This is a genomic window from Haladaptatus sp. AB643 (assembly GCF_024136975.1).
Classification (GTDB): domain Archaea; phylum Halobacteriota; class Halobacteria; order Halobacteriales; family Haladaptataceae; genus Haladaptatus.
Genome location: NZ_JAMYJW010000006.1, coordinates 114,021 through 137,428 on the forward strand (window position 1 = coordinate 114,021; position 23,408 = coordinate 137,428).

The window sequence follows — 23,408 nt, forward strand, 5'->3', positions numbered from 1 at the left end:
TGAATAGTTCTCAGAAACTCTTAAACCGGCCAACTTCTAATGGCCCTGCATGCATAAGGATGAGCTTCTCGAGCTACACGAGCAGATGGTGACCATCATGGAGTATTTCCGTGAACAGGACGACGTCCCCGACGGCGCGTTCGACGCATACGATCAGCTCGACGTCGATCCCTCGCATGTCCACAAATCGAAGAGCGAGCACAAACACGCCGTCTTCGTTCTCGGCAACTCGCTCGCGGACGTGATGAGCGAAGACGAGTTCAGTGAAGCGGGCCGGATCGGCAAGCGCATGGAGGAGTTGGCCGACGACGCCGAGCAGAAGATCTGATTTTTCGGGCGTTATCGCGCGGTTATGCATCCCCGACGAGGGCCCCCCACTTGATGCGTGTATCCGACTAACCCGAAACTATTTGAGGAGGATTCCGTTTTGACGTATTATGGACGCGCGCACAGTCGAGCAGATATCCCAGTGGGATTCTCGTCCCTTTTCCGGTGGGTTCGAGACGCTCCACACGCTTGCCGACGAGGAATTTTCCGGTGCGGTCGACGCGGGCGGCGCGTGGCTGTTCATGTTGAACGGCCGCGTCATTGGCGTATTTGACGGCACTATCGATTCGTTCGAGGATGCAGACGGGACGCTGTTCGACGCCCCTCACCCTTCGCTTCCGCTGTTGTTCAGCATGAAGGAGCGAGGCGGAAAGACACAGGCGAAATACTACACGAACGACACACCGCTGAAGGAGGCGAGCGAAACGCTCGCATCGAACAAGTTCACTGGGTACATCGAACTCAGTGAAAACGTTCTCAGCGGCGATTACTACGTGGTGTACCACGGTGGACGGTCGATGAGCGCCGCGTACGTCGGTCAGAGCGAGCAACTGTACACCGGCGACGAGGCGCTTTCCCGCGCCAACGACGAGGTCGGGATTTACGAAGTCGTCGCGGCCGACGTGAACGTCATCGACCTGCCGGAGATCGAGGAATCGGAGCCGAAACCGGATCCTGAGCCAGTCGCGACACCGGAATCGGAACCAGTCTCAACACCGACACCGGAATCTACCTCGACCTCGGAACCGGCGGAAACGAACGAACCGGAGACGCCACCGGAAGGGTCCGCACAGTCCTCCCCCGGCACGCCGGAACGGGCTGAAGGAACGGGGTCGCCGACGGAGGCGGAGGCCGTTCAACCCTCTTCGGTGGAGATGGAGCAGTCGCCGACCGAGGCGGACGCACGACCAGCCCAGTCCGCACACTCGACGCCGAACGCGTCGAGTTCCGGGGGCGCTGGAAACGACGGCGGCGCGGAAAGCGCCGCAGGTACGGGAGCATCCGATCCGCTCTCGGACGAACAGCAGTGGCGGGAGACCACGACCATTCCGTCGCTCGACCCCGACAAGAGCAGCTCCGCGAAGTCGCACGACGTGGGTGTCAAACAGCGTCGTCCGACGCGAAAACCTCCGCAACAACGGTCACAGAGCCGTTCGACATCTGGCAGGGCGAAGGAGGTCGAAGCCGAACTGACCGCGCGCGCCGAAAAGATCGAAACGTTGCAGTCGAAACTCGCCCGAGCCGAATCGGAGCGTGACGAACTGAAAGCGGAACGCGACCGACTGAAAGAACGGGTCGAGGAACTGCAAGACGAACTCGAAACGCTCCGTGAGAAGGGTCCGGGTATCACTGCCGAACGACAGCTGACGCCGGAACAAGCGCTGGCGCAGACGAACTTCTTCGTTCGCTACGGGTCGAAAGCCAAAGGGACGCTGGCCGACGCGGCGGCGGGTGATGCCAGCCGCGAGACCATCGAGTCGAACCTGCAACTCGAACATCACACGCAGTTCGACGCGGAGGGCATCGCGGTCGATGGGCAGGAGTTCGAGGCGTTCCTCCACGATTCGATGGAGTATACGTTCGTCTCGTGGCTTGTCGTCGACCTCCTGTACGAAATCATCGAGACGGGTCATCAGCGCGGGCTCGGTGACCTGTTCGAAGCGATTCAGGAGATCGATCGGATCGAACTCCACGGCAATCTGGTGACGGAAGACGAGGAGGGCGAGGAGACCGAACTGACGTTCGACGTCATCCTCCGCGACCGGATGGGCAACCCGCTCGTCGTGGCGAACATCAACGACTCGCGCGACCCCGCGACGGGCGAGATGATGGGGTCCCTCGTCGATGCCGCGACGAGCGTCGCCAGCGTGAACGACGAACTCAGCGCGGCGTTCCAGGTGACGAAGAGCTTCTTCGAACCGGCCGCACTGGAGACGACGGAGGACGCAACCAGTGGCGGGCTGCTAACGCGAGAAAAAAGGGAGAGTTTCGTCAAGCTATCCCGAAAGCGGGGATATCATCTGTGTCTGGTCGAATCACGTAACGGTGAATTCCACTTGACGGTTCCAGAACTCTAGTTTTCGGCTTCCGCCTTCTCGCCGATCTTCATCGAGTCGAGCTTGGTCGTGATTTCGGAGAGTTTTTCGTCGAGTTCGGAGACGAACTCCTCCGTTCGGTCAGTCGTTATCGCGCCCTGGTTGGAGGGCGAGATGAGGTTTTCTTCTTCGAGAACTCGCAGCGAGTAGCGAACCTTGTGATGGGGGTATCCCGTCTCGTTCGACATCTTTACGATGCCGATCGGTTCACTCTCAATGACCATTTTCAGGACCTGCAAGTGGCGTTCCAGCATATCGACTTCCTTCTCCAGTCGATCTATCATGGCATGTGTTAACTTGTCTTAGAAGCTTTTAAAGGTTATTGTCCGCATCGCATGCCGAAGAGTAGAACGAAACTTTCTCTTGAGACAAGTTAACACTTCCGAATTCGTCGCGTGAATATCCCCGTCGCTGCTAGAATTGACGCGATTCGGACACCGAAATGATCACGTTCGTGTATCCTTTTGCTTCGAAGACCGTAATCGGTTTAGGAGGTGCGGGAGAAACCATCTTCGGTATGACCGTAACCATCGTGGGTTCGCAACTCGGCGACGAAGGCAAAGGTCGCGTCGTAGATCTCTACGGCGCGGCCGCTGACGTGGTCGCTCGCTATCAAGGCGGCGACAACGCAGGCCACACCGTCGTCGAGGGCGGCAACGAATACAAACTCTCCCTCGTTCCGAGCGGCGTCGTCCGAGGCAAGATCGGCGTTCTCGGCAACGGCTGTGTCGTCAACCCCGAGACGCTTTTCGACGAGATCGACACCCTCCGCGAACGTGGCCTCGAACCCGACGTTCGACTCGCCCGCAGAGCACACGTCATTCTCCCGTATCACCGCGTGCTCGACGGCATCGAGGAGGACGTGAAGAGCGATTCGGACCGTAAGGTGGGAACCACGGGACGGGGTATCGGCCCGACCTACGAGGACAAAGCCGGTCGGCGCGGTATCCGCGTCGGCGACCTGCTCGACGCCGAACTCCTCCGCGAGAAACTCGAATACGTCGTCCCCCAAAAACGAGCACTCGCCGAGAAGGTCTACGGCGTCGAGACCGGTGAGGCGTTCGACGTCGATGCGGTCCACGAGCAGTACCAGCGCTACGGCGAGCGCATGAAGGAAGAGAACATGACCGTCGAAGCTGGCGATTTCCTCGCCTCGCGTCTCGATGACGGCGACGAAATCATCTTCGAGGGCGCACAGGGTACCCTCATCGACATCGACCACGGTAACTATCCGTACGTCACCTCCTCGAACCCGACCGCGGGCGGTGCCGCGACGGGGACGGGCCTCAGCCCCGGTATCGTCGGGGACGGCGATGTTATCGGCATCGTGAAGGCGTATCTCACGCGCGTCGGGAGCGGCCCGCTTCCGACCGAACTCGGCGGCGTCGTCGGTGACACGCCCGACTACGACGAACAAGGGGCGGGCGAAAACGAGGACCTCGCCGAGTACATCCGCGAGGAGGGTGGCGAGTACGGTACCGTCACCGGCCGCCCGCGTCGGGTCGCGTGGCTCGACATGCCCATGCTCCGCCACGCCGCCCGCGCCAGCGGGTTCACCGGTCTCGCAGTCAATCACATCGACGTGTTGGCGGGTCTCGACGAGGTGAAAGTCGGATACAGCTACGATGTCGACGGCGAGGAGATATTCACGGTTCCCGCCACGACCGAACGCTGGGGTCGCTGTGAGCCGAACTTCCGTTCCTTCGGCGGTTGGCCGGAAGTGGACTGGAGCGAGGTCGCCGACGAGGGCTACGACGCGATTCCGGAGAACGCGCGGACCTACCTCGAATACATCAGCGACGAACTCGACGCGCCCGTCTACGCCGTCGGTGTCGGCCCAAGCAGGGAGGACACCGTCATCCTGAACCGCCCGTTCGAGTAACCGTTCCGAACCACGTGTCGAACGACTACGATATCGTTTCCGACACCCAACCGGTCGCGCCGTTCGGGTACGGCTGATTTTCGGCTCTCGGTTGCAGTTTTCCCGTTCCATCGACTGCCCGCACGACGACCTCGTGGGTTCCCGACGGTTTCCACTCGTACGTCCATTGCCGCCACACGTCGTCTCCCTTCAGCGGCTTCGACAGGCGTGCATCGTCCCAGGTCTCACCGCCGTCGGTCGATACCTCGACGCGCTCGATGCCGCGCGTTCCGGCGTAGGCGAGTCCACCGACCTGTTTTCGACCGTCCGAGAGCGTGTTCTCCACCCACAGTTTCGCCACGGTGGTGACCGGTCCCGTCCCGTGCCAACCTTTCTCCTCCCAGAAGCCTTCGGCTGGCTTGTCGAGAACCTCTATCTCAGTGAGCCACTTGACGTTGATCTCCCCCCAGTGGCCGGGAATCAGGGCGCGGACGGGATACCCGTGATTTCGCGGCAGGGAGAACCCGTTCATGCCGAACGCGAGCAGGCCGGTTTCGAGCGCGGCCAGCGGAAACTCCTCGTAGTAGCCGTCGGCCGCTCGGAGCATCACGCAGCCACAGTCGCCCTTCGGTTTCGCGCGTTCGATGACGTCCATCATCGGGACGGCCGTCCATATCGCGTTGTTCAGCAGATGGGCGTTCAACTGCTCGCCGACGCAGCGAAGCGTCTTGTAGACGTTCACCGACGACATCGACGTGAGGTCCGCATAATCGAGCCGCAGTTCCTTCTCCACGCTTCCCGTGACCGCGAGCGACCACTCCGTCTCGTTCACGTCCGGATTGAACGAGGAGATGTCCACCTCGTAGAATTCTTCCGTGCTGCTCACCAGCCCGGGAAGCCCCTCCACGTCGAGCGACTTCCGTTTGGCTTCCGCGAGCAGGTCCTCCACGGTTCGCATGTCGGGCATCCGCTTTTTCTTCCCGCTACCCATCCCCTTACTCGACGACCGATTGGACTGGTCGGTGTGACCCTCCGGCGGCGTTCGCTCCGGTAGTTTTCGAGGCTGACCGGTCCGCCGCGACCCGAGCAGATAGCCCGCGATACCGACGCCGAGCGCGCCGACCAACGACCCGAGCACTCGTCGTCGTCCCGTGTCGAACGCCGGGTTTCCGACCGGTACGCTGGCGATTCCCACGACGATTCCGATGCCGAGTGCAGAGCCGAGCGCGGGCACGAATGCCCCGGTCAGTACGGTTGCGGTACCCCACGCAAGCACCCCGGCGAGAAGAACGCTGACGAACCCGCTGGTCCTCCCCGCCCGCCGCCCGACGACGAGTCCGACGAACGCGCCGAGTGCGAACAGCAGTATCGTGAGCATCAGTGCTACCGCGAACGCCAGCTTATCGCCGACTTCACCGAGTGTTTGGATGGAAAACGCGATGAGCTCCGGTGGCGTGACCTCGATGATGAACGCATTCACCGGTGCGGCGACGAAGTCCGGCGTGTTCCCGGTGACCGCGTACGAACCGGCGACCCCAGCACTCCCTGCGAGCAGCGCGACGAGCGCATCGCGCCCCGTCGAATGAGCCATTTTCTCCCCTCGTGAAACTACGGCCGGAACGACGATAGCGTTCGTGGGTGGACGACGGAAGTAGTCTTCTCCCTCCGACGAGTTACTGATCGGTCTCGAACTGCTCGACCCCGTCGCCCCTTACGAAGACGAAGTCGTCGTGCCTCCCCGTTCAGTTCGTGGCTGTTCCGTCGGTGGTTGCTCCGTCGGTGGTTGTTCCGTTGGCGTTCCTTCAGTCGGCGTTCCTTCGTTTTGCGTCGTTGTGGTAGTCGTGGTCGTCGTAGTCGTCTCGGCGCAATCCGCGGCGAGCGGCGTGACCGCGATACCATCCCGTGCGTAGCCGAACGATTCGAGATTAAGCCGCCAGACGAGTCGGTCGTCGTCTCCCGTCGGTTTCCAATCGACCGCGAAGGCGTGTCGATTCGGGCGGAACCGACGTGGTGCACGCCCCTCGACGGTTCCCTCGAACGAACTAGTAAGACGGAGCGTCGTTGTGGTCGGATTGTTGTACCCGAATAGCACTCGAATCGTCCCGTCCCCGTTCGGTCGGCAGTCCACGAAGTAGGGTTCCACTCGCGGCGGACGGATTCGCCGAATACACCGCTTGATCGAGGGGTTCGTCACGTCGATCTGCGGTCCGTCCGGATATCGCTTGTACGCCGTGACGCTCGTCACGACGAACCCGGAGATCCCTTCGTCGGCGAGCGCTCTCGGCGGGAGGACGCGCCGCCGCCGAATCGGTCCGAACTGAAAGTACGAGGTCGCGAATCCGACCTGGTCGAACCACGCCGTGTTGATGGCGACGATTTGGAAGGGCCCCTTGACGCGCACCCGCTGACACCCGTCGAATTTGACGGACCCGGTTGGCGCGGTGAGCTCTTTCGGTGTGCGTTTGTTCCCGTTCAGATACACGTTCGCCTTTCCCTTCACCTTGAAGTACGTGATAACGCCCGAATATCGGTACGCGTCGCCGCCTCCGGCGATAGCCCCCGTCACGTTTCCGTTACCGACGTTGTCCTCCTTGTCGACGGTGAGAAATCGCGTATCGATCGGCGCACCACCGTTTTCCCGTGTCTTTCGGACGCGGCCAGTGACGCTGAACTCGTACTCGATGACGTTTCCCGGGCTTCCACCGAAAATGACGAGGACGTTCGGTAGTTTCTGCCGGTTCCGTTGGATTGGCCCCATCCCGATACCCCCAGCAACCCCCGCGAGGAGTTGGCGACGACTCACAGTTCCGGTCACCATGGGGAATCTAGTCGATGAGAGATTCGATAAAACGCGACGTTCGTTCTCGGATAGTGTCACCCTTTCCCGGAACTGGGATTTCGATTGCCAATCCGAGCTGAAGTGGCCATCGCGGGGCAGTAGCGTGGCTTCCGCGCCGGTAATCCGCGTTACCAGTGATGAACTCGCCGACGTGGTCGCTACCATCGAATCCGTCACGTTTTTGCCCCGCCCCTTCGTGCATCCGGACATGAAGAAATCCCTGATGGACATTATCTGCTGTCCGCTTGATAAACAGGAACTCGAACTCGACGTGCGCCAGGAAGAGGATGAGGAAGTCCTCTTCGGGACGCTCACCTGCACGGAGTGTAGCGAGGAGTATCCCATCGAGGACGGCATCCCGAACCTCTTGCCGCCGGACATGCGAGAGGCCTGAATCTTTTAATAGTTGAAGAGTTTAGCACAATTAACGAACGAGGTGTACTGTGTCTGGAACGCTATCGATACACATCAACCGTGACGGCCTGCATCACATCGACGTAGCGCAGTCGTTCGAAACCGACGATTCGTTCGACGTCGTGCTCGAAAATCACGGTGCGCCGATCCACGTACACCTCCATCTCGACGACGAACTCTCCGAAGTGGCCTCGTTGTCCGCGACGAACCACTACATCGAGGAGGACGAAACGGAGGCCGTCCCGATCTCGGTCCGCAACGGTCCCGGTCGCGGAAAACTAAAAATCGTCACGAGCTACGGGGCCGAAACGTCCTATGTGGACGTCGACATCGAGGAGTTCGACCCCGATGCCGACGAGATTCTGGTGGACGAAGCCCTCTCGAAGCCCAAGCCGCGGTCCCCCCAACAGTCGACCGAAGCGTCGGAACTGACGCGCAACCTCCCGCTTATTGTCCTCATCGTGTTGGCCGTGGTTCTCGTCCTCGGCGTCGGTATCCTCGTCGATTGGGTCGTCGCGCTGTTCGGCGCGATTTCGGTGCTGATCGGTATCGGCGTCGCGACGTACTTCCTCACGCAGTAGCCGATTCCTCGTCCCAATCGTCTCCACACGTCTCAACTGCCTCCACGTCCCAATCGCATTCCTTTTTCCCGCTCTCCTCATGCATCCCGATAATGTCTCTCGCAGAAGCCACCCGAACCGCGGCGCGGCGACGACCGTTTCTCCTCGCCGCGCTCCGTGCGGACGTCGTGAACTACACTGCGGCCGCGGGATTTCTCGCGGCCGAAGTCGGTGCCGACGACACCGACGCGGTTTCGACCGCGCTCTCCCGGTTCGCCGACGAACTACCGACGTACGAAACCGAATCTCGTGACGTCCGCGTCACCATGCGGAGCGGCTTGGATCGAACGGGTGAGGATGACGATGACGACGAGGCCGTCCTCTCCGTGGGTGGGACGGGATTCGCGCCGAATTCGGGGTCGCTGACAGGCATCGTCGTGACCGGAAACGTCGATGCCGCGTCACTGGCGTCCGTCCTCTCCCGCCTCCTCACCGAAGACGTGGAGGTCGTCGCGGCCGCCGTCGCGGAATCCCTCGTCGTCGTCGTCGAACGACGGGACGGCGCGAATGCGGTTCGGTTCGTAGAGGACGCCTTGGACGCCGTGCCGAAGTAGCGGATCGAGACGGGTGCGGTAATCGGGTGGTTGGATCGGTTGCGTTGGTTGGATCGGTTGCGTCGATTCGGTGGGTCGAGGCGGTTGGTGTCGCTTCCGACGATTTAAAACGGTTGCTGACACTACCGTTCCCTATGACACTCTCCGTAACGAACACGCTCACGGGGGAACGGGAGCCGTTCGAACCAGGGGACCCGGATTCCGTCCTGCTGTACTACTGTGGGCTGACCGTTTCCGATCTCGCCCATCTGGGCCACGCACGTGGGTGGGTTCACACCGACGTGATGCATCGCTGGCTGGAACACCTCGGCTACGACGTCCACCACGTCGAAAACTTCACCGACGTGAACGAGAAGATCGCGGCCCGCGTCGGCGAGGACGACCTCGGCGACAGCGAGGCCGATGTCGCACGGACCTTCATCACGCAGGTCATCCGAGACATGCGCGATTTGAACCTGAAGCGCGCCGACGTGTACCCCCGAGTCAGCGAACACGTCCCGGAAGTCATCGACCTCATCGAGACGTTGATCGACAAGGGCTACGCCTACGAATCGAACGGGTCGGTCTACTTCGACGTGACGAAGTTCGAGGAGTACGGCAAACTCTCGAATCAGAAGGTCGATGAGATGGAAGCACAGGGCGAGAGCGACGAGCGCTCCGAGAAGCGCAATCCCGGCGACTTCGCGCTGTGGAAGGCCGACGGCGTGAGCGAGAATGCCATCGAGAACCACCGGAAGTCGGACCGGGAGTACGCCGTCTCCTGCCCGACCGGCGAGACGTGGGAGTCGCCGTGGGGCGAGGGTCGCCCCGGTTGGCACATCGAGTGCTCGGCGATGAGCATGAAACACCTCGGGGAGACCATCGACATCCACGTCGGTGGACAGGACCTCGTCTTCCCACACCACGAAAACGAGGTGGCCCAGAGCGAGGCCGCGACGGGCCACCAGTTCGCCCGCTACTGGCTCCACGTCCGCCTGCTCGAAACCGACGGCGAGAAGATGAGTTCGAGTCTGGGCAACTACTCGACGGTTCGCGGCGCTATCTCGGAAATCGGTGCGAACGCCGTCCGGATGTTCCTGCTCTCGACCTCGTATTCGAACCGCCAGACGTTCAACGACGAGACCGTGAACGAGGCCGTCGAACGCTGGGAACGACTGTCCGACGGCTACGACCGCGCCGTGGAAGCCCTCGACAGCGAGAACGCCCGGACGAAGGTCGAGGACGACGAGTTGCGCGAGGCGGTCGCCGAAACCCAAGCCGAGTTCGAAGACGCGATGAACGACGACTTCAACACGCGGCGCGCGCTCGCGGCCCTGCTCGATCTGGTGACGGCGGTCAACCGGCACGTGGATGACGGCGACGGGTACGATTACGAAGGGCTCAAGTCGGCCGTCGAGACGTTCGAGGAACTCGGCGGCGAGGTCCTCGGCTTCTCGCTCGGCGGCGAGACTGGCGGTGACGTGCGACTCGCCGAAGACCTCGTGGAACTCGTCCTCGAACTGCGTGAGAACGAACGTGAAGAGGGCAATTACGACCGCGCCGACGCGCTGCGAGACGACCTGCAAGCGCTCGGCGTGGACGTGCAGGACTCCGATTCCGGCCCGTCGTTCAAGCTCCCGTAGCGTCCGAAACCGGTTCTCAGAACTCCTTCGGTAGCTGATCGAGACATCGCAACGAATACGCGACGGCGAACACGATCGTGCTCGTAAACAACGGCACCCAGTGATCTCGCTGAATAGGACTGGTCCTCCCTTCACCCGCAATCAAATATATCGTTAGTATACGTCCCGTGATAACACTAAGTTAAAAATGATCCCATTTAGAACATCTCGCAACTCCGAATCCATATTCCTCATCGACTCAGATCACTAAAAATGATCTTCGAATAGGAAACATATCTCCCCGCCAATATTGCGTATTCCCGACCAAGGCATTGATATAGTGGGGCGCATACACGCAAGGTACCAATGAACCGGAAACTGGTTGCTGGCGCGCTTCTGGCGGTCCTCGTGCTTTCGAGTGGCTGTCTCGGGTTCCTCCTCGGGGATACCGTATCGGTCAGCGCCTCGAAGGCGACGGTGGGGGACGATACGCTCTCCCAAACTGGATACGACCAAGCGAAGGTCAAGAAGGTGGGCATCAAACGGACCTTCAAGGCGGCGGGGCAGAGCCGCGACGTGAAGGTGACGAACTGGGTGGCGCAGTATCACAAATCCATCGGCATCGAAGGCGTCGGGGAGCAGACGGTTGCGACGTTCACCGTCGTGAGCAGTCCGTCCGTCTCCGTCGGGAAGAAATCGTTCAACCCGCTGGCGAAGTTCGACAACAGGGACTTGGTCGAGAAGTTCGTCGCCGGGTACGCCAACGTCCGCGACGTGAAAACCGTCGGGTCGAAGAACGTGACGCTGCTCGGTACGGAGACGAAAGTCACCGAGTTCACCGGAACCGCCAAAACACACGGCGTGAGCATCGATGTGACGATTCAGGCTACGAAGGTGAAACACGACGGCGATTGGATCGTCGTGCTCGCGGTCTACCCGAAGAAGTTGGACGAGTCCGACGACGTGTCCCAGTTGATTTCCGGCGTTCAACACGACGGCTGAACGGGCAACGTTTTTTCTTCCCCCTCCGGATACGAGTGGTATGAACCGGACGTACGCCTCGGGACTCGGACTCACCGCGCTCGGATTGGTGGGATACCTCATCGGCATCGAGACGCCGTATCCGGGCCGGGCGTTCTCTATCACCGGCGTCATGGTCGGTATCACGCTTCTCGCCATCGCCAACGCGGCCGGCGTGGAGGAGGTACGATGAGTATCGACACGGGGGTCGAACGATGAGTCCCGGTCTGGAGGGCGGACGATGACTATCAAGGCACTGCGGTTTTCCGAAGGCGAAGTCGAAACCGTCGAGGACTACGAAGCCGCTCGTATCGAACCCGGCATCGTGTGGGTGCGAGCGAACAACGCCGACCCCGTCGAACTCGAACGCGTCGCCGAGTCGTTCGACATCCACCACCTCTCGCTCGAAGACATCAAGAACGGGGTCCGACCGAAGACCGAGGAGTTCGCGGGCTACACCTTCCTCCTGCTCAAGACGGTCGAGTTGAGCCGCGGTGAAACCACCTTCGAGGAGGAAACACAGGTCAAGGCCGTCGGCATGTTCATCGGCGAGGACTGGCTCGTCACCCTCTCGGAACACGACGTGGACGCCGTCCGCCGTATCTGGCAGGCCGCCCTCGATGGCGACCGCCGTATCCTCGACAGGGGGCCGGACTTCACGGCCTACCGCGTCTGCGACGGCATCGTTGATAGCTACTTCACCGTCCTCGACGAGATCGAGGAGAGATAGAAACCGTCGAGGAGGCTGTCATCACCGACACCAGCATCGAGACGCTGGAATCCATCAACGGCGTCCGCCGCGAACTCCTCGCCTTCCGGAAACTCGCGTGGCCCACCCGCGAAGCCGTCGGCTACCTCGCCCGCGGCGACCCCGAGGAAGTCCGCCCGGAGACGGAGAAGTACTTCCGCGACGTGTACGACCACCTTGTCCAACTCGTGGATCTGACCGAAACCTACCGCGAGTTGGCGGGCGGCGCACGTGACATCTACCTCAACATGCTCTCGGTCTCGACCAACGAGGTGATGAAGAAGTTGACCGTCGTCGCCACCATCGTCCTCCCGCTCACCCTCATCGTCGGCGTCTACGGGATGAACTTTCAGAACAGCCCGTTCAACATGCCCGAACTCGGGTGGGAGTACGGCTACCCCGCCGTCATGCTCGGGATGTTCTTGATGACCGCGATTCTGGTCGTCTACTTCCGTCAGGAAGGGTGGCTGTGACGAACCACAGTCGTCGTTTCAGTTTGCGAAGTCAGTGAGGTTGGCCTGCACGCCCGAGACCATCTCGGATTTGCGACGGAGGCTGTTCATCGAGATGGGGAGTTGCGGGACGATTTCCCGGACGGCCGTGTGGAACGATTCTGATTCCCCAAATCGGCCGTCGAAGGCGTTGCGGACGCTCTCGCGGACCTGCCAGACGCCGACGGGTGCCCAGTAGTCGTCGCTGACCTCGCGGAGGACGAGTGCCTTGGCTTGCCGTCCGATGTCTTCGAGATGTTCGAGGACGCCGAGGCGGGAGGCGTAGTACGCTCCGGCGGTTTCATCGACGTAAGCCGTCCGACCTTCGTAGCCCTCGTGGGCGCTCCCCATCCAGATGTCACCGGTGGGGGAGGGATTCCAGATGCTCCCGGGCGCTTTCATCTCCACGAGTTCGAACTCCCACTGGCCGGGGGTGAGAACGACCCAGTAGCGGTTGCCCATGTACTCGTTCACCCAGACCTGCGTCTCGTCGATGCTGGGCGCGTTGCGGATGCGGCCCCGAAGGTACTGGCCGATGGTGTCGTCAACGGCGGTGATCGACCAGCGCGTCGGGACGAGCTTTCGGTTGCGGTTCTGCCCCAACGCGCCCGCCGAGAGGATGGTGTTGATGTCGTACACGTCGAACCCGCGGCGATAGAGGTAGTTCATCGCGCCTTGGGCCTGCCAATCGTCGTCTTCGAGCGTCTTCTTGACGGCGCGGGGGACGTGCGGATTTTCGGTCAGGTCCGCCGAGGATGCACGGGCAGTCGGCCCGGTCGGGGTAGCGATGTCGTCCACGTTCACGTCCAAATCGAGCTTTTCTGTCAGGCCGATCTCCACGTCCACCGGGCGGTCGGCGATGGCGATCTCGCGCTGAACCCCCACAAACCCGTCCCACACGTCGTCCACGTTCACCTTCGCGGAGCGATTCGAGTTCAGCAGTCCCGTCCGGTACTGCAGGACGTTGTCGATGCCGAGTCCGCGTTGATACCAGTCGCCGCTGGTGGCGAACTCCGAGGCGTTCTCCTCGGCCCCGACGGGTGAGAGGATACCCGTCGAGACGTTTGGGTAGGACGACCGACCGACGAACACCGAGGGCGACGTGCTTCCGAAAAGTGAGTCACCCTGTGCGACCTCCGAAAATCGGTCCTTGAAATCGTCCACGTAGTCCAGAATTTCGTATGATTTCTCTTCGGCGAGACGGCGGCGGCGCTCTTCCTCGTCAGGGCGCAGGTCGTCGATATATTCGTCCAGCCGCATTCACGAAACGTAGGTGAGCGAGGGGCTTGAACGTTCGGCAATTCGGTCGATTTCGAGCGTCGGCGATGGGAGCATTGGCCGTCGCTCGGAGCGAAAAAAACGGGAGAACGGTGTGGTTAGTGGATTCCCATCGCTTCGATCTGTTCTTGATAGCGGTTCCGGATGGTCACTTCCGTCACCTGCGCCACGTCGGCGACCTCGCGCTGTGTCTTCTTCTCGTTGCAGAGAAGCGAAGCGGCGTAAATCGCTGCGGCGGCGTAGCCTGTCGGAGATTTACCGGACAGCAGTCCCTCTTCAGCGGTGGTTTCGATGATGTTGTTCGCTTTCGACTGCACTTCTTCGCTGAGATGGAGTTCAGAACAGAACCGTGGGACGTATTTTTTCGGGTCGACGGGTTTCATCTCCAGACCGAGTTCCTGTGAGATGTATCGGTACGTTCGTCCGATCTCCTTCCGTTGAACCCGGGATACTTCCGAAATCTCTTCGAGACTTCGCGGAATCCCTTCCTTACGACAGGCGGCGTACAGGGCGCTCGTTGCGACGCCTTCGATGGAGCGACCACGGATCAGGTCCTCCTTTAACGCTCGCCGATAGATGACTGACGCGACTTCGCGCACCGACCGTGGGACGCCCAGCGCGGATGCCATCCGGTCGATTTCGGACAGGGCAAATTGGAGGTTTCGTTCGCCAGCATCCTTCGTTCGAATGCGTTCCTGCCACTTGCGTAGGCGGTGCATCTGACTGCGCTTCTTGGAGGAAATGGATCGACCGTAGGCGTCCTTGTCCTTCCAGTCGATGGTCGTCGTCAACCCCTTGTCGTGCATCGTCTGGGTGGTCGGCGCGCCGACGCGCGATTTCTGCTGCCGTTCCTGATGATTGAACGCGCGCCATTCCGGTCCGGGGTCTATCCGTTCCTCCTCGACGACCAACCCGCAGTCGTCACAGACCAGTTCGGCGCGGTCGGCACTCTTGACCAACGTTTCGGACCCGCATTCAGGACAAGCACGCTCTCCCTCTCGTTCGTTCGCCGTTTGCTCCCCTTCGAGTTGGCGCTCCCGCTGACGAGTGGACCGTGTCATCGCACTTTTATAGTAGTAACCTCTAAACATTTAAATCCTTGGGCAAAACCCATATATGTCTGACGATCACCCGAATATTCTCGCGAGACCGGAATCTGTTTACTCGCACACAGACGAGTGTCGGCAATGCCAGTCATCGAGTGTGACGTGGAAGAGGCACGCCGGACGCTCGCCGACGCCGGAATCATCGTCTCGGACGGAAAATCCGAGTACGAACAGTGGCGGGCGAAACACGGCGATGCCGTCGCCATCGCGTACGACGACAAACTCGTGATTCAGGGAGCGAACCCACAGGATATCGAGGCGATATTGCGCGATGCGGGCGGTCACGCCTATCTCTACTTCGACGGCGCGAGTCGTGGCAATCCGGGGCCAGCGGCCACCGGATGGACCATCGTCACCAGCGACGGAATCGCGGCGGAGGGGGGAACGACGATAGGTCGGGCGACGAACAACCAGGCCGAGTACGAAGCGCTCATCGAGGCGCTCGAAACCGCCCGAGACTACGGGTTCGATTCCGTGGACGTGAAAGGGGACTCACAACTCATCGTCAAGCAGGTGACGGGCGCGTGGAAGACGAACAATCCCGAACTCCGCGAGCGTCGGGTTCGTGCACGCGAACTGCTGGACGGGTTCGACAAGTGGTCGCTGAAACACGTCCCGCGGGAGGTAAACGAACGCGCGGACAAGCTAGCGAACGAGGCGTTGGACGATGGCTGACCGACCTGACGACGAACGACTGAACGACGGATTGCCAGACGATAAACAACTGGACGACGAACGGCCGGAAGACGAACAACTGGACGACGGACTCCCGAACGATGCCGTCTCGGAGGCCGAACGGTTGACCCATCTCGCACGGGACCGGGAGGACACGGGAGCGGAAACGGAAGCCGAGGAGTATCGAGCGGAGCGGGAGCGACTGCTCGCGGAACACGGATTCGTCTCCCGAATTCGGGAGGAGAGTGCGAGAACCGTGTTGGTGCTCCACCCCGACGAGTGGGTTGAGGACGGAACGATCCGTGTCGAGCGAATCGAGGATACGGACCGTGCGGTCGAAATCCCCCTCACCGGTGCTGGCGACCCGGACGACTGGGACGAAATCGACGAACACAATCGTGCCGTCGTCGAACGCGTTCGGGACGAACACGGCGACGTTCACGGCGCGAACGCCGAGGCGTTCGCCGACTTCATGGGAAATCACTACGCCCGCCCCGTCGAATCGGCGACGAGGAACGAAGTGGCGGAGTTTCTGAACGATTACTTCCCACGCAATGCCTGGCCGACTGGGGAGCAGAAAAAAACCGTAAACGAATCGGTCGAACTCGTGTTCGACTGCGTTAGTCGTACTTCTCGATGAGGGCGCGGACTTTGTCCGCGCGCGAGTCGTCGGTGACGAACTTCGAGAGCGACCACGCAAAGCCGTCTTCGACGACTTCGAGACCCTCTTGGGTCAGGCCGTACTGGTTCGTTCGCTTGTCGAGTTCGCTCTTCTCCACCAGTCCGCGCTCGACCAGCGTGTCGAGGTTGGGGTACAGGCGGCCGTGGTTCACTTCCTCGTCGTAGTAGCTCTCCAGTTCACGCTTGATGGCGAGCCCGTACATCGGTTCCTCGGTGAGGACGATGAGGATGTTACGCTGGAATGCGGTGAGGTCGCGGGCGGTACTGCTTTCGGCGAGTGTTTGTGCCTCTGACATAGGCTTTGACACGACGAGATATGTAACCGAGATATTTAACCCTTCTCAAGTTTCTTGGTGTTTCTCGTCTATTTTGTTCGATTTTAACACTTGACTGCCACCCGTCGTCTACGGAAGACTGTCACAATTTTGGGTGGTTTCGCGGATACAAATCGTTCGTTTACACCTCTGTCGAAAGGACTTTTTGGTCTTCCCTTCGACTTCCACCCGACCCATGACGAATCTCTGGGAAGACCTCGAAACGGGACCGAACGCCCCCGAGGAGATCTATGCAGTCGTCGAGTGTCTCAAAGGCGACCGGAACAAGTACGAGTACGACAAGGACATTCCCGGTGTCATGCTGGACCGGGTTCTCCACAGCAACGTCCACTACCCCGGTGACTACGGGTTCATCCCGCAGTCGTACTACGACGACGAGGACCCGTTCGACGTGCTCGTCCTCGTCGAGGATTCGACGTTCCCCGGCTGTGTCATCGAGGTCCGTCCGGTCGGCCTCATGAAGATGGACGACGACGGCGAGCAGGACGACAAAGTCATCGCCGTCCCCATCGAGGACCCGCGTTTCGACCACATCGAGGATATCAACGACGTCTCACAGCAGACGAAGGACGAAATCGACGAATTCTTCTCCACCTACAAAAACCTCGAAGCCGGAAAGGAAGTCGAGACGTTGGGCTGGGAGGACAAACAGGGCGCATACGACGCTATCGAGCACTCCCAAGAACTGTACGAAGAAAACTTCAACTAACGCTTCGGTCGATTTCGGACGATTCGTTTTGTTTTCTCCTTTCGTTCGTCAGTGATTGTCCCGTGAGTCGAAACCATTGCGCCCAACCGTCAAAAATGATGAATAGTCAACTATGTGTCTAAACTCGTCAAGTTTTGTGGACATCTGTCCCTCTTTTGAAAGACGCCGATTTCGTCAGAAACATCGACTTTCAGGTCGGTTTCTGAAACGACGATCCGATATTGAACATAAAGCTGCCAATAAATCCACCCGTAATTATATACGTTTTGGCCGAGCTATGCGATACCATGCTTGCTGGATTTGTCAACGAAAATGCTCCCGTGGTCGTCGCTGCGCTCTTCTTGCTTCTCTCCGGTGGCGGCGTACTGTACGCCGTTCAATTTCGTTCGTTGGGACGTCACAGCACCGACGACCCCGAATCGGCCGACTCGCTCCGAGAGACGATTGCGGGGCAAAATCGAGTCGCCCTCGTCGTTCCCGAAGGTGCGAGTATCGACTCGTTAGCCGCCGCCGTCGGACTCCAAGCGCTCTGCAAGGACTGGGGTGTTGCGGGGCGAATCGCCGCTGAAGGAAACGTGACGGGCGAGGACAGCAAGGCGTTCTGCAATATCTTCGATATCGACGTGACGATTTTGGACGAGAACGGTGAAGGGTTGCCGGACTGCGACGCCGGTATCGCCATCGGTGGTGGCGGTGCGGTCCCTCGACTATCGAACAACCCGCCGGTAGTCGGTGTCATCCGCCACCGTCCCACCGCCGAGGAGAACATCCTGACGATCACACGGACCGACGACGGCGCGACGTCGACCGTCGTCACCGAACTCGTCCGGGAGATGGAGTTCGTCCCGGATCAGCGCGTGGCCACGGCGTTGCTGTACGGGATTCGTGCAGGGACCCGCGAGTTCCGGCGGGCCAACGGCGTGAACGACTACGACGCGGCCGGTTTCCTGCACGCCTACGCCGACCTCGGGAGGATCGAGGAACTTCGTTCGCCCGGCGTCAGCGGCGACACGTTCGACGTGCTCGGCGAGGCGATTTCCAGTCGGGAGCGACGTGCGAGTTTCGCCGTGGCGAACGTCGGCGTCGTCCCGTCGGTAAGCGCGTTGGAGGAAGCCGCCGACTCGTTGCTCCGATTGGAGGGCGTCTCGACGGCCGCCGTGTTCGGACTCCACGAGGAGACGATCGTCATCTCCTGTCGGGCGGAGGACGTTCGAACCAGCGCCGTCGATATCCTGACGGGTACGTTCGACGCACGCGAGACGACGGGTGGGAACGCGGACGCCGCGACCGCACGGGTTCCGCTTGGTATCTTCGCGCAAGTCGACAGTGAACACACCGACACGTTGGATTCGCTCATCGACGCGAGCACTCGAAAAGCTCTGTTCACTGCCTTCGAGAGTTCGTAATACGGAAACTTGTGAGATGATAGCATGGAAACGAAGGTTCTTGTAGCCGCCTGTGGTAGAGCGGCGTATGGGTCTATTCGATAGGCTTCGTGGGGACGATGCTCCACGTGTTGCCTTCTTCGGCATCGACGGCGTGCCGTACAGTTTCCTCAAGGAAAACGCCTCGGAGTTCCCGAACATCGCATCGCTTGCGAGCGAGGGAAGCGCCGGAGCAATCGACAGCATCGTTCCGCCCGAATCCTCCGCCTGCTGGCCGACGCTCACGACGGGCGTCAATCCCGGACAGACGGGTGTCTACGGCTTCCAGGACCGCGAGGTCGGCTCGTACGATACCTACGTTCCGATGGGACGCGACGTACAGGCGACGCGCATCTGGGACCGCGTCACCGACGCGGGTCGAAAGGCGACGGTGATGAACGTGCCCGTCACGTTCCCGCCACAGCGTAACGTCCAGCGGATGGTCTCCGGTTTCCTCTCGCCCGGCGTGGACAAAGGTGCGTACCCGGACGAGATGCGGAACTACCTGAGTTCCATCGACTACGCCATCGACACGAACGCGAAGTTGGGGCACAAAGAGGACAAGACCGAGTTCATCGAGAACGCACACGAGACGCTCAAGACGCGCTACGAGTCGTTCCAGCACTACATCGACGAGGACGACTGGGACCTCTTCTTCGGCGTGTTCATGACGACCGACCGCGTGAACCACTTCCTCTTCAAGGATTACGAGGAGGACGGCGAGTACAAAGAGGAGTTCATCGAGTTCTACCGAACGCTGGACGAGTACCTCGGTAAACTCCGTGACTCGCTGCCGGACGACGTGACGATGGTCGTCGCCAGCGACCACGGGTTCACCAGCCTCAACCACGAGGTTCACTTCAACACGTGGCTCGAACAGGAGGGCCTGCTCTCCTACGAGGACGACGACCACGAGGAACTCGGCGACATCGGCGACGACACCGTCGCCTACTCGCTCATCCCGGGCCGCTTCTACATCAACCTCGAAGGCCGCGAACCGCGCGGAAGCGTTCCACAGGACGAGTACGAGGAGAAACGCGCTGAACTCAAGGAGAAGCTCGAAAACCTCGAAGGGCCGAACGGCGAGAAGGTCTGCTGGCGCGTGGTCGAGAAGGAAGATGCCTTCGACGGCGACCACGAGGACATCGCACCCGACCTCGTCGCGGTTCCGAACCACGGCTTCGATCTGAAGGCCGGATTCAAGGGTCACGACGACGTGTTCGGCGTCGGTCCGCGTAACGGCATGCACAGTTTCGACAACGCGACGCTGTTCGTGGACGACCCGGACGCGAGCATCCCGGAGGACACCAACCTGCTCAACATCGCGCCAACCATCCTCGACCTGATGGAAGTCGACTACCCGAACGGCGAACTCGAAGGCCGTAGCCTGGTCTGAATCGGCGATTTCGTTCTTTTTTGGCGTAGCAGCTGTGATCAGAAAGTCGTTCTACCGAGCGGGCACTTTCAATGGGGTACTGGCGTCTGGGGTAATACCGTGCGGTCGGAACGAAAGTGAGAATCAGACCGAATCGGGCTTGCTGTGAATCTTGAGGTTCACGTCCCGCGGTTGGCCCTCCAAATCCGTGACGATGCGTTTGACGACCTTTTCGGCTTCCGAGAGCACGAGGGGTTTCGCCTTGTCCACGACCCATCCGAGCGAGACGAACATGGGTAAATCGAGCATGCCGGAACTCGCCGAATCGGCGTCGAAGTGGATCGAGAGCCGCACCCGTGAGGCGGTTTCCTTGCTTTCGGGGGCTTCCTCGGGGACTTCCTCGACGCGCCAACTGCCGTGGGCGTGGATGTCCTTGATGATCTTCCAGTCGATGCGGTTCGGCCGGTCGAGTTCCGTCACCTCGGAGCGGACGACGTACTGAATCTTCCACCACTTGAGGTGGATGTCGTACTCCGTCCCCGGACCGCCGTCCCCGTCGTGTGTGACCCTCGTCAGGTGTTCCGAATAGTTCGCGTAGCCCGGAAAGTCGAGCAGGAATTCGTAGGCCTCCTCCGGCGGCACGTAGACGACGGTACTGAGTTCGAGGTGATCCACGCGTTTCGATTTTGCGGGATCGAAAGTAAACATTCCGGCGAGGGGACGTGAACGCCCACTCCGTCAACAGTCCGTTTATACCACCGCACCGACAACCATCGACCATGACGGACTACGACGTGGTCATCGTCGGCGGTGGCGTCGCGGGACTCTCCGCGGGCGTCTTCACCGCCCGCGCCGACCTCGACACGCTGGTCGTGAACGACGGAGTTTCCATCCTCTACCGAAACGCGATTCTGGAGAACTTCCCCGGTTTCCCGGCCGGGGTCGACTCCCGGCTGTTCTCCCTGATGCTCGAAGAGCAGGCCGAACGCGCCGGGTGTGCCCGACTCGACGCGAAGGTCGCCGAAGTAAGTCACGCGGACGACGGCGGGTTTACCGTCGAAACGAAGGACGGGGAGGCGATCTCGGGCGACCGCGTCGTTGCTGCCTCGTGGTCGAATTCCTCGTACCTCGAAGGACTCGACCTCGATTTCGAGCAGTCCGGAAGCAAGCAGTACGTCTCGGTGGACGAGACCGGACGAACCGACGTCGAAGGACTCTACGCCGCCGGACGACTCGCCGAGCAGTACCACCAAGCCATCGTCGCGTCGGGTCACGGTTCGCAGGTCGGACTCACGCTGATTGAGGACGCGAACCCAGACTTCTACCACGATTGGGTCGCCCCGGAGGGCTACTTCACCAACCGCGACCGCGAGGTCCCCGAGGGCTGTGAGGAAATCTCCGAGGACGAACGCCAGCGCCGCGCGCGGCAGGCCCACGACCGCCTCCGCAAGTACGTGGAGGAGTGGGAAGACGAGCGCCCCGTCCCTCATCCGAGTTTCGTCGAAAAGATGGGCTAGACGGGGCGTCTGTGTGGGGTCGTTAGATTATTTTGAAGTCAGTTGGGGGATACTGAATTGTACTAAATCCTACTGAAACAGACTGCCCGTTAGAGCGTTCTGACATTGCGTTCGGCAGTGCTCACGATAAGCGAATCTCGACTTTGATTGGTGTGTAATTGTAGTTACTGCGAAGACGACTTCGAAAGCCCCCGCCCGCTCGCGGTCGCTGTGCAGGATATCTGTGCTCTCCGCACCGTTCGCACAGATAGTTGTCTGCACAGACGCCCACGTAAACGCGAGCGGGCGGCCCCTTTCAGTCCTACCCGACCGCCCCGCGACAGCCACACCCTCCCCAGCCGATTCCTCCGGTCGCTCACGCTCCCTCCGTCATCCCTCGCACGAATCTTCCGAGGCGACGCGGCCAGCGGTTCGGCCGCGTCACCTCGGCAGCGCGCGCCACCCGGTTGGACGGGGTGGTCAATACGACCCACGCCGCCACGGCGCACGCCAATGCGCCCGCACGAGATAGGAAGTCGGCTGGGGAGGGCGTGGCTGTCGCGGAGCGGTTGCGGTTGCAGTAGTTTGGGTGGACTGAACGGGCGGGGGCTTTCGAAGAAGTCCTCCTCGCTGTCGGTACCCACACGCATTTCCCTGCCGCCCCCCAACCGCGAGATATGCGAATCGGCGTGGTCGTCAATCCCATCGCGGGGATGGGCGGACGAGTCGGCCTGAAGGGAACGGACGGCATGGTCACGGAAGCACGGGAGCGGGGGGCGGAACAGCGCGCACCCGCCAGAGCTATCGACGCGCTGTCGGCGCTGTACGAGCGCGCGCCGGGGACGAAGCTTCTGACCTACGGCGGGGAGATGGGGGCGAACGAAGCACGGGAGGCGGGGTTCGACCCCGAAGTCGTCGGCGAACCTGAGGGCGAGAACACGAACACGAAGGAGACGAGCGCGTCGGACACCCGCGAGGCGGTTCACCGCTTGATCTCGGAGGGCATCGACTTGCTCCTGTTCGTCGGCGGTGACGGAACCGCGGTGGACGTTGCGGAAACCCTCTCCGCCGAAGGCAGCGAGGTCCCCATGCTCGGCGTCCCGGCGGGCGTGAAAATCTATTCGTCGGTGTTCGCGGTGACGCCGAAGGCGGCGGGACGGGTCGCGGCGGGGTTCGACCGCGTGGAGGAGCGAGAGGTGAACGACATCGACGAGGAGGCGTACCGCGACGGCGAGGTCCGGGCGGAACTGAAAGCCATCGCCCGCGTTCCCGTGGCCGAATCGCTCCAGTCGAGCAAACAGTTGGGCGGCGGGACGGTCGAAAGCCTCGCGCAGGGCGTTGCCGACGACGTGCAGGAGGGAGTCACCTACGTTCTCGGCCCCGGAAGTACGGTCGGAGCCATCAAAGCCGAGTTGGGATTCGAGGGGTCCCCGCTCGGCGTGGACGTGTGGCGCGACGGGGAACTGCTCGCGCGGGACGCGAACGAGGAGGAAATACTCGCCGTCCTCGGGGACGAAAACGTCATCGTCGTCTCGCCGATCGGCGGACAGGGCTTCGTCTTCGGCCGTGGCAATCACCAGCTTTCACCGGCCGTGATTTGCCGTTCGACCGTCGAAATCGTCGCCTCGAAGACGAAACTCGACGGGATCGGCGTTCTCCGGGCGGATACGGGCGACGAGGATGTGGACGAGTCGCTTCGCGGGTGGCACAAAGTGCGCGTGGGCCGCTTCGAGCGGCGTATGTTGAAACTATCGTGAG

At 61.1% G+C, this 23,408-nt stretch carries 23 protein-coding genes and 1 pseudogene; 17 read left to right on the plus strand and 7 right to left on the minus strand.

Translation table 11 applies throughout. The annotated features are described in order from the left end of the window. Nucleotides 1-49 precede the first annotated feature (49 nt). Together NKF25_RS13525 and NKF25_RS13530 are read left to right on the plus strand one after the other, a co-directional pair. Entirely contained in the window at nucleotides 50-328 is a 279-nt protein-coding gene (locus NKF25_RS13525) for a UPF0058 family protein (RefSeq protein ID WP_066142214.1), read from the plus strand. 109 nt (nucleotides 329-437) lie between these two features. Continuing rightward, nucleotides 438-2,405 (plus strand): hypothetical protein, encoded by a 1,968-nt coding sequence (locus NKF25_RS13530; protein ID WP_253227193.1) that lies wholly within the window; start codon nucleotides 438-440, stop codon nucleotides 2,403-2,405. Here NKF25_RS13530 and NKF25_RS13535 read toward each other — a convergent pair. Next, a complete protein-coding gene (locus NKF25_RS13535) occupies nucleotides 2,402-2,707 on the minus strand; it encodes a hypothetical protein (RefSeq protein WP_066142221.1) in 306 nt (101 codons plus the stop codon). The genes NKF25_RS13530 and NKF25_RS13535 overlap by 4 nt on opposite strands. Before the next feature lie 233 nt (nucleotides 2,708-2,940). Here NKF25_RS13535 and NKF25_RS13540 point away from each other — a divergent pair, with 233 nt between their 5' ends. After that, complete coding sequence (locus tag NKF25_RS13540) at nucleotides 2,941-4,305, plus strand: adenylosuccinate synthase (protein ID WP_253227194.1); 1,365 nt, start codon at nucleotides 2,941-2,943, stop codon at nucleotides 4,303-4,305. 25 nt (nucleotides 4,306-4,330) lie between these two features. Here NKF25_RS13540 and NKF25_RS13545 read toward each other — a convergent pair whose 3' ends face one another. Both NKF25_RS13545 and NKF25_RS13550 read right to left on the minus strand, forming a co-directional pair. Continuing rightward, the gene (locus tag NKF25_RS13545; protein WP_253227195.1) at nucleotides 4,331-5,875 is read right to left on the minus strand and encodes a molybdopterin-dependent oxidoreductase; all 1,545 of its coding nucleotides are present in this window, start codon (nucleotides 5,873-5,875) and stop codon (nucleotides 4,331-4,333) included. Between the two features lie 120 nt (nucleotides 5,876-5,995). Beyond that, complete coding sequence (locus NKF25_RS13550; RefSeq protein ID WP_253227196.1) at nucleotides 5,996-7,102, minus strand: hypothetical protein; 1,107 nt, start codon at nucleotides 7,100-7,102, stop codon at nucleotides 5,996-5,998. Nucleotides 7,103-7,331: 229 nt separating this feature from the next. On the opposite strand from NKF25_RS13550, the gene NKF25_RS13555 reads away from it, so the two are divergent. From NKF25_RS13555 to corA, 7 genes and pseudogenes are all read left to right on the plus strand, one after another. After that, nucleotides 7,332-7,517, plus strand: coding sequence for a methytransferase partner Trm112 (locus tag NKF25_RS13555; RefSeq protein WP_253227360.1), 186 nt, complete (start codon nucleotides 7,332-7,334; stop codon nucleotides 7,515-7,517). Nucleotides 7,518-7,566: 49 nt separating this feature from the next. Then, nucleotides 7,567-8,118: a hypothetical protein gene (locus tag NKF25_RS13560; RefSeq protein ID WP_253227197.1), complete on the plus strand. Its 552-nt coding sequence runs from the start codon at nucleotides 7,567-7,569 to the stop codon at nucleotides 8,116-8,118. 92 nt (nucleotides 8,119-8,210) lie between these two features. Beyond that, nucleotides 8,211-8,711, plus strand: coding sequence for a hypothetical protein (locus NKF25_RS13565; RefSeq protein WP_253227198.1), 501 nt, complete (start codon nucleotides 8,211-8,213; stop codon nucleotides 8,709-8,711). A 134-nt stretch (nucleotides 8,712-8,845) separates the two neighbouring features. Next, on the plus strand, nucleotides 8,846-10,333 hold the full coding sequence (gene cysS / locus NKF25_RS13570; RefSeq protein WP_253227199.1) for a cysteine--tRNA ligase: 1,488 nt from the start codon (nucleotides 8,846-8,848) through the stop codon (nucleotides 10,331-10,333). Between the two features lie 345 nt (nucleotides 10,334-10,678). Beyond that, on the plus strand, nucleotides 10,679-11,314 hold the full coding sequence (locus NKF25_RS13575) for a DUF6517 family protein (RefSeq protein ID WP_253227200.1): 636 nt from the start codon (nucleotides 10,679-10,681) through the stop codon (nucleotides 11,312-11,314). Nucleotides 11,315-11,354: 40 nt separating this feature from the next. Beyond that, complete coding sequence (locus NKF25_RS13580; RefSeq protein WP_253227201.1) at nucleotides 11,355-11,525, plus strand: hypothetical protein; 171 nt, start codon at nucleotides 11,355-11,357, stop codon at nucleotides 11,523-11,525. A 48-nt stretch (nucleotides 11,526-11,573) separates the two neighbouring features. Further along, a pseudogene (gene corA / locus NKF25_RS13585) lies at nucleotides 11,574-12,553 on the plus strand (magnesium/cobalt transporter CorA). An 18-nt stretch (nucleotides 12,554-12,571) separates the two neighbouring features. On the opposite strand, the gene nreA reads toward corA, so the two are convergent. Both nreA and NKF25_RS13595 read right to left on the minus strand, forming a co-directional pair. After that, entirely contained in the window at nucleotides 12,572-13,831 is a 1,260-nt protein-coding gene (nreA, locus tag NKF25_RS13590; protein WP_253227202.1) for a DNA repair protein NreA, read from the minus strand. A 116-nt stretch (nucleotides 13,832-13,947) separates the two neighbouring features. Further along, nucleotides 13,948-14,910: a transcription initiation factor IIB gene (locus NKF25_RS13595; RefSeq protein ID WP_253227203.1), complete on the minus strand. Its 963-nt coding sequence runs from the start codon at nucleotides 14,908-14,910 to the stop codon at nucleotides 13,948-13,950. Between the two features lie 126 nt (nucleotides 14,911-15,036). On the opposite strand from NKF25_RS13595, the gene rnhA reads away from it, so the two are divergent. Together rnhA and NKF25_RS13605 are read left to right on the plus strand one after the other, a co-directional pair. Continuing rightward, nucleotides 15,037-15,630, plus strand: a complete 594-nt coding sequence (gene rnhA / locus NKF25_RS13600) for a ribonuclease HI (protein WP_253227204.1) — start codon at nucleotides 15,037-15,039, stop codon at nucleotides 15,628-15,630. Further along, nucleotides 15,623-16,270, plus strand: coding sequence for a rnhA operon protein (locus tag NKF25_RS13605; protein WP_253227205.1), 648 nt, complete (start codon nucleotides 15,623-15,625; stop codon nucleotides 16,268-16,270). Before rnhA ends, NKF25_RS13605 begins: the two co-directional genes overlap by 8 nt. Here NKF25_RS13605 and NKF25_RS13610 read toward each other — a convergent pair. Continuing rightward, complete coding sequence (locus tag NKF25_RS13610) at nucleotides 16,251-16,607, minus strand: PadR family transcriptional regulator (RefSeq protein ID WP_253227206.1); 357 nt, start codon at nucleotides 16,605-16,607, stop codon at nucleotides 16,251-16,253. The two genes, NKF25_RS13605 and NKF25_RS13610, sit on opposite strands and share 20 nt — an antisense overlap. A gap of 214 nt (nucleotides 16,608-16,821) precedes the next feature. Here NKF25_RS13610 and NKF25_RS13615 point away from each other — a divergent pair, with 214 nt between their 5' ends. From NKF25_RS13615 to NKF25_RS13625, 3 genes are all read left to right on the plus strand, one after another. Next, nucleotides 16,822-17,355 carry an inorganic diphosphatase gene (locus NKF25_RS13615; protein WP_253227207.1) on the plus strand — a complete coding sequence of 178 codons (534 nt, stop codon included), beginning with the start codon at nucleotides 16,822-16,824 and terminating at the stop codon, nucleotides 17,353-17,355. Between the two features lie 287 nt (nucleotides 17,356-17,642). Then, a complete protein-coding gene (locus NKF25_RS13620; protein WP_253227208.1) occupies nucleotides 17,643-18,761 on the plus strand; it encodes a bifunctional oligoribonuclease/PAP phosphatase NrnA in 1,119 nt (372 codons plus the stop codon). A 67-nt stretch (nucleotides 18,762-18,828) separates the two neighbouring features. Continuing rightward, on the plus strand, nucleotides 18,829-20,175 hold the full coding sequence (locus NKF25_RS13625; RefSeq protein WP_253227209.1) for an alkaline phosphatase family protein: 1,347 nt from the start codon (nucleotides 18,829-18,831) through the stop codon (nucleotides 20,173-20,175). Nucleotides 20,176-20,298: 123 nt separating this feature from the next. Here NKF25_RS13625 and NKF25_RS13630 read toward each other — a convergent pair whose 3' ends face one another. After that, nucleotides 20,299-20,829: an SRPBCC family protein gene (locus NKF25_RS13630; RefSeq protein WP_253227210.1), complete on the minus strand. Its 531-nt coding sequence runs from the start codon at nucleotides 20,827-20,829 to the stop codon at nucleotides 20,299-20,301. A 104-nt stretch (nucleotides 20,830-20,933) separates the two neighbouring features. Here NKF25_RS13630 and NKF25_RS13635 point away from each other — a divergent pair, with 104 nt between their 5' ends. After that, complete coding sequence (locus NKF25_RS13635) at nucleotides 20,934-21,671, plus strand: FAD-dependent oxidoreductase (RefSeq protein WP_253227211.1); 738 nt, start codon at nucleotides 20,934-20,936, stop codon at nucleotides 21,669-21,671. A gap of 656 nt (nucleotides 21,672-22,327) precedes the next feature. Further along, nucleotides 22,328-23,407: an ATP-NAD kinase family protein gene (locus NKF25_RS13640; RefSeq protein WP_253227212.1), complete on the plus strand. Its 1,080-nt coding sequence runs from the start codon at nucleotides 22,328-22,330 to the stop codon at nucleotides 23,405-23,407. Nucleotide 23,408: the final 1 nt, after the last annotated feature.

Bases quoted from the DNA above. Each gene is read 5' to 3' on its own strand.
- NKF25_RS13525 (WP_066142214.1), top strand. From the start codon at position 50: ATGCATAAGGATGAGCTTCTCGAGCTACACGAGCAGATGGTGACCATC.
- NKF25_RS13530 (WP_253227193.1), top strand. From the start codon at position 438: ATGGACGCGCGCACAGTCGAGCAGATATCCCAGTGGGATTCTCGTCCC.
- NKF25_RS13535 (WP_066142221.1), bottom strand. From the start codon at position 2,707: ATGATAGATCGACTGGAGAAGGAAGTCGATATGCTGGAACGCCACTTG.
- NKF25_RS13540 (WP_253227194.1), top strand. From the start codon at position 2,941: ATGACCGTAACCATCGTGGGTTCGCAACTCGGCGACGAAGGCAAAGGT.
- NKF25_RS13545 (WP_253227195.1), bottom strand. From the start codon at position 5,875: ATGGCTCATTCGACGGGGCGCGATGCGCTCGTCGCGCTGCTCGCAGGG.
- NKF25_RS13550 (WP_253227196.1), bottom strand. From the start codon at position 7,102: ATGGTGACCGGAACTGTGAGTCGTCGCCAACTCCTCGCGGGGGTTGCT.
- NKF25_RS13555 (WP_253227360.1), top strand. From the start codon at position 7,332: ATGAAGAAATCCCTGATGGACATTATCTGCTGTCCGCTTGATAAACAG.
- NKF25_RS13565 (WP_253227198.1), top strand. From the start codon at position 8,211: ATGTCTCTCGCAGAAGCCACCCGAACCGCGGCGCGGCGACGACCGTTT.
- cysS (WP_253227199.1), top strand. From the start codon at position 8,846: ATGACACTCTCCGTAACGAACACGCTCACGGGGGAACGGGAGCCGTTC.
- NKF25_RS13575 (WP_253227200.1), top strand. From the start codon at position 10,679: ATGAACCGGAAACTGGTTGCTGGCGCGCTTCTGGCGGTCCTCGTGCTT.
- NKF25_RS13580 (WP_253227201.1), top strand. From the start codon at position 11,355: ATGAACCGGACGTACGCCTCGGGACTCGGACTCACCGCGCTCGGATTG.
- nreA (WP_253227202.1), bottom strand. From the start codon at position 13,831: ATGCGGCTGGACGAATATATCGACGACCTGCGCCCTGACGAGGAAGAG.
- NKF25_RS13595 (WP_253227203.1), bottom strand. From the start codon at position 14,910: ATGACACGGTCCACTCGTCAGCGGGAGCGCCAACTCGAAGGGGAGCAA.
- rnhA (WP_253227204.1), top strand. From the start codon at position 15,037: ATGCCAGTCATCGAGTGTGACGTGGAAGAGGCACGCCGGACGCTCGCC.
- NKF25_RS13605 (WP_253227205.1), top strand. From the start codon at position 15,623: ATGGCTGACCGACCTGACGACGAACGACTGAACGACGGATTGCCAGAC.
- NKF25_RS13610 (WP_253227206.1), bottom strand. From the start codon at position 16,607: ATGTCAGAGGCACAAACACTCGCCGAAAGCAGTACCGCCCGCGACCTC.
- NKF25_RS13615 (WP_253227207.1), top strand. From the start codon at position 16,822: ATGACGAATCTCTGGGAAGACCTCGAAACGGGACCGAACGCCCCCGAG.
- NKF25_RS13620 (WP_253227208.1), top strand. From the start codon at position 17,643: ATGCTTGCTGGATTTGTCAACGAAAATGCTCCCGTGGTCGTCGCTGCG.
- NKF25_RS13625 (WP_253227209.1), top strand. From the start codon at position 18,829: ATGGGTCTATTCGATAGGCTTCGTGGGGACGATGCTCCACGTGTTGCC.
- NKF25_RS13635 (WP_253227211.1), top strand. From the start codon at position 20,934: ATGACGGACTACGACGTGGTCATCGTCGGCGGTGGCGTCGCGGGACTC.
- NKF25_RS13640 (WP_253227212.1), top strand. From the start codon at position 22,328: ATGCGAATCGGCGTGGTCGTCAATCCCATCGCGGGGATGGGCGGACGA.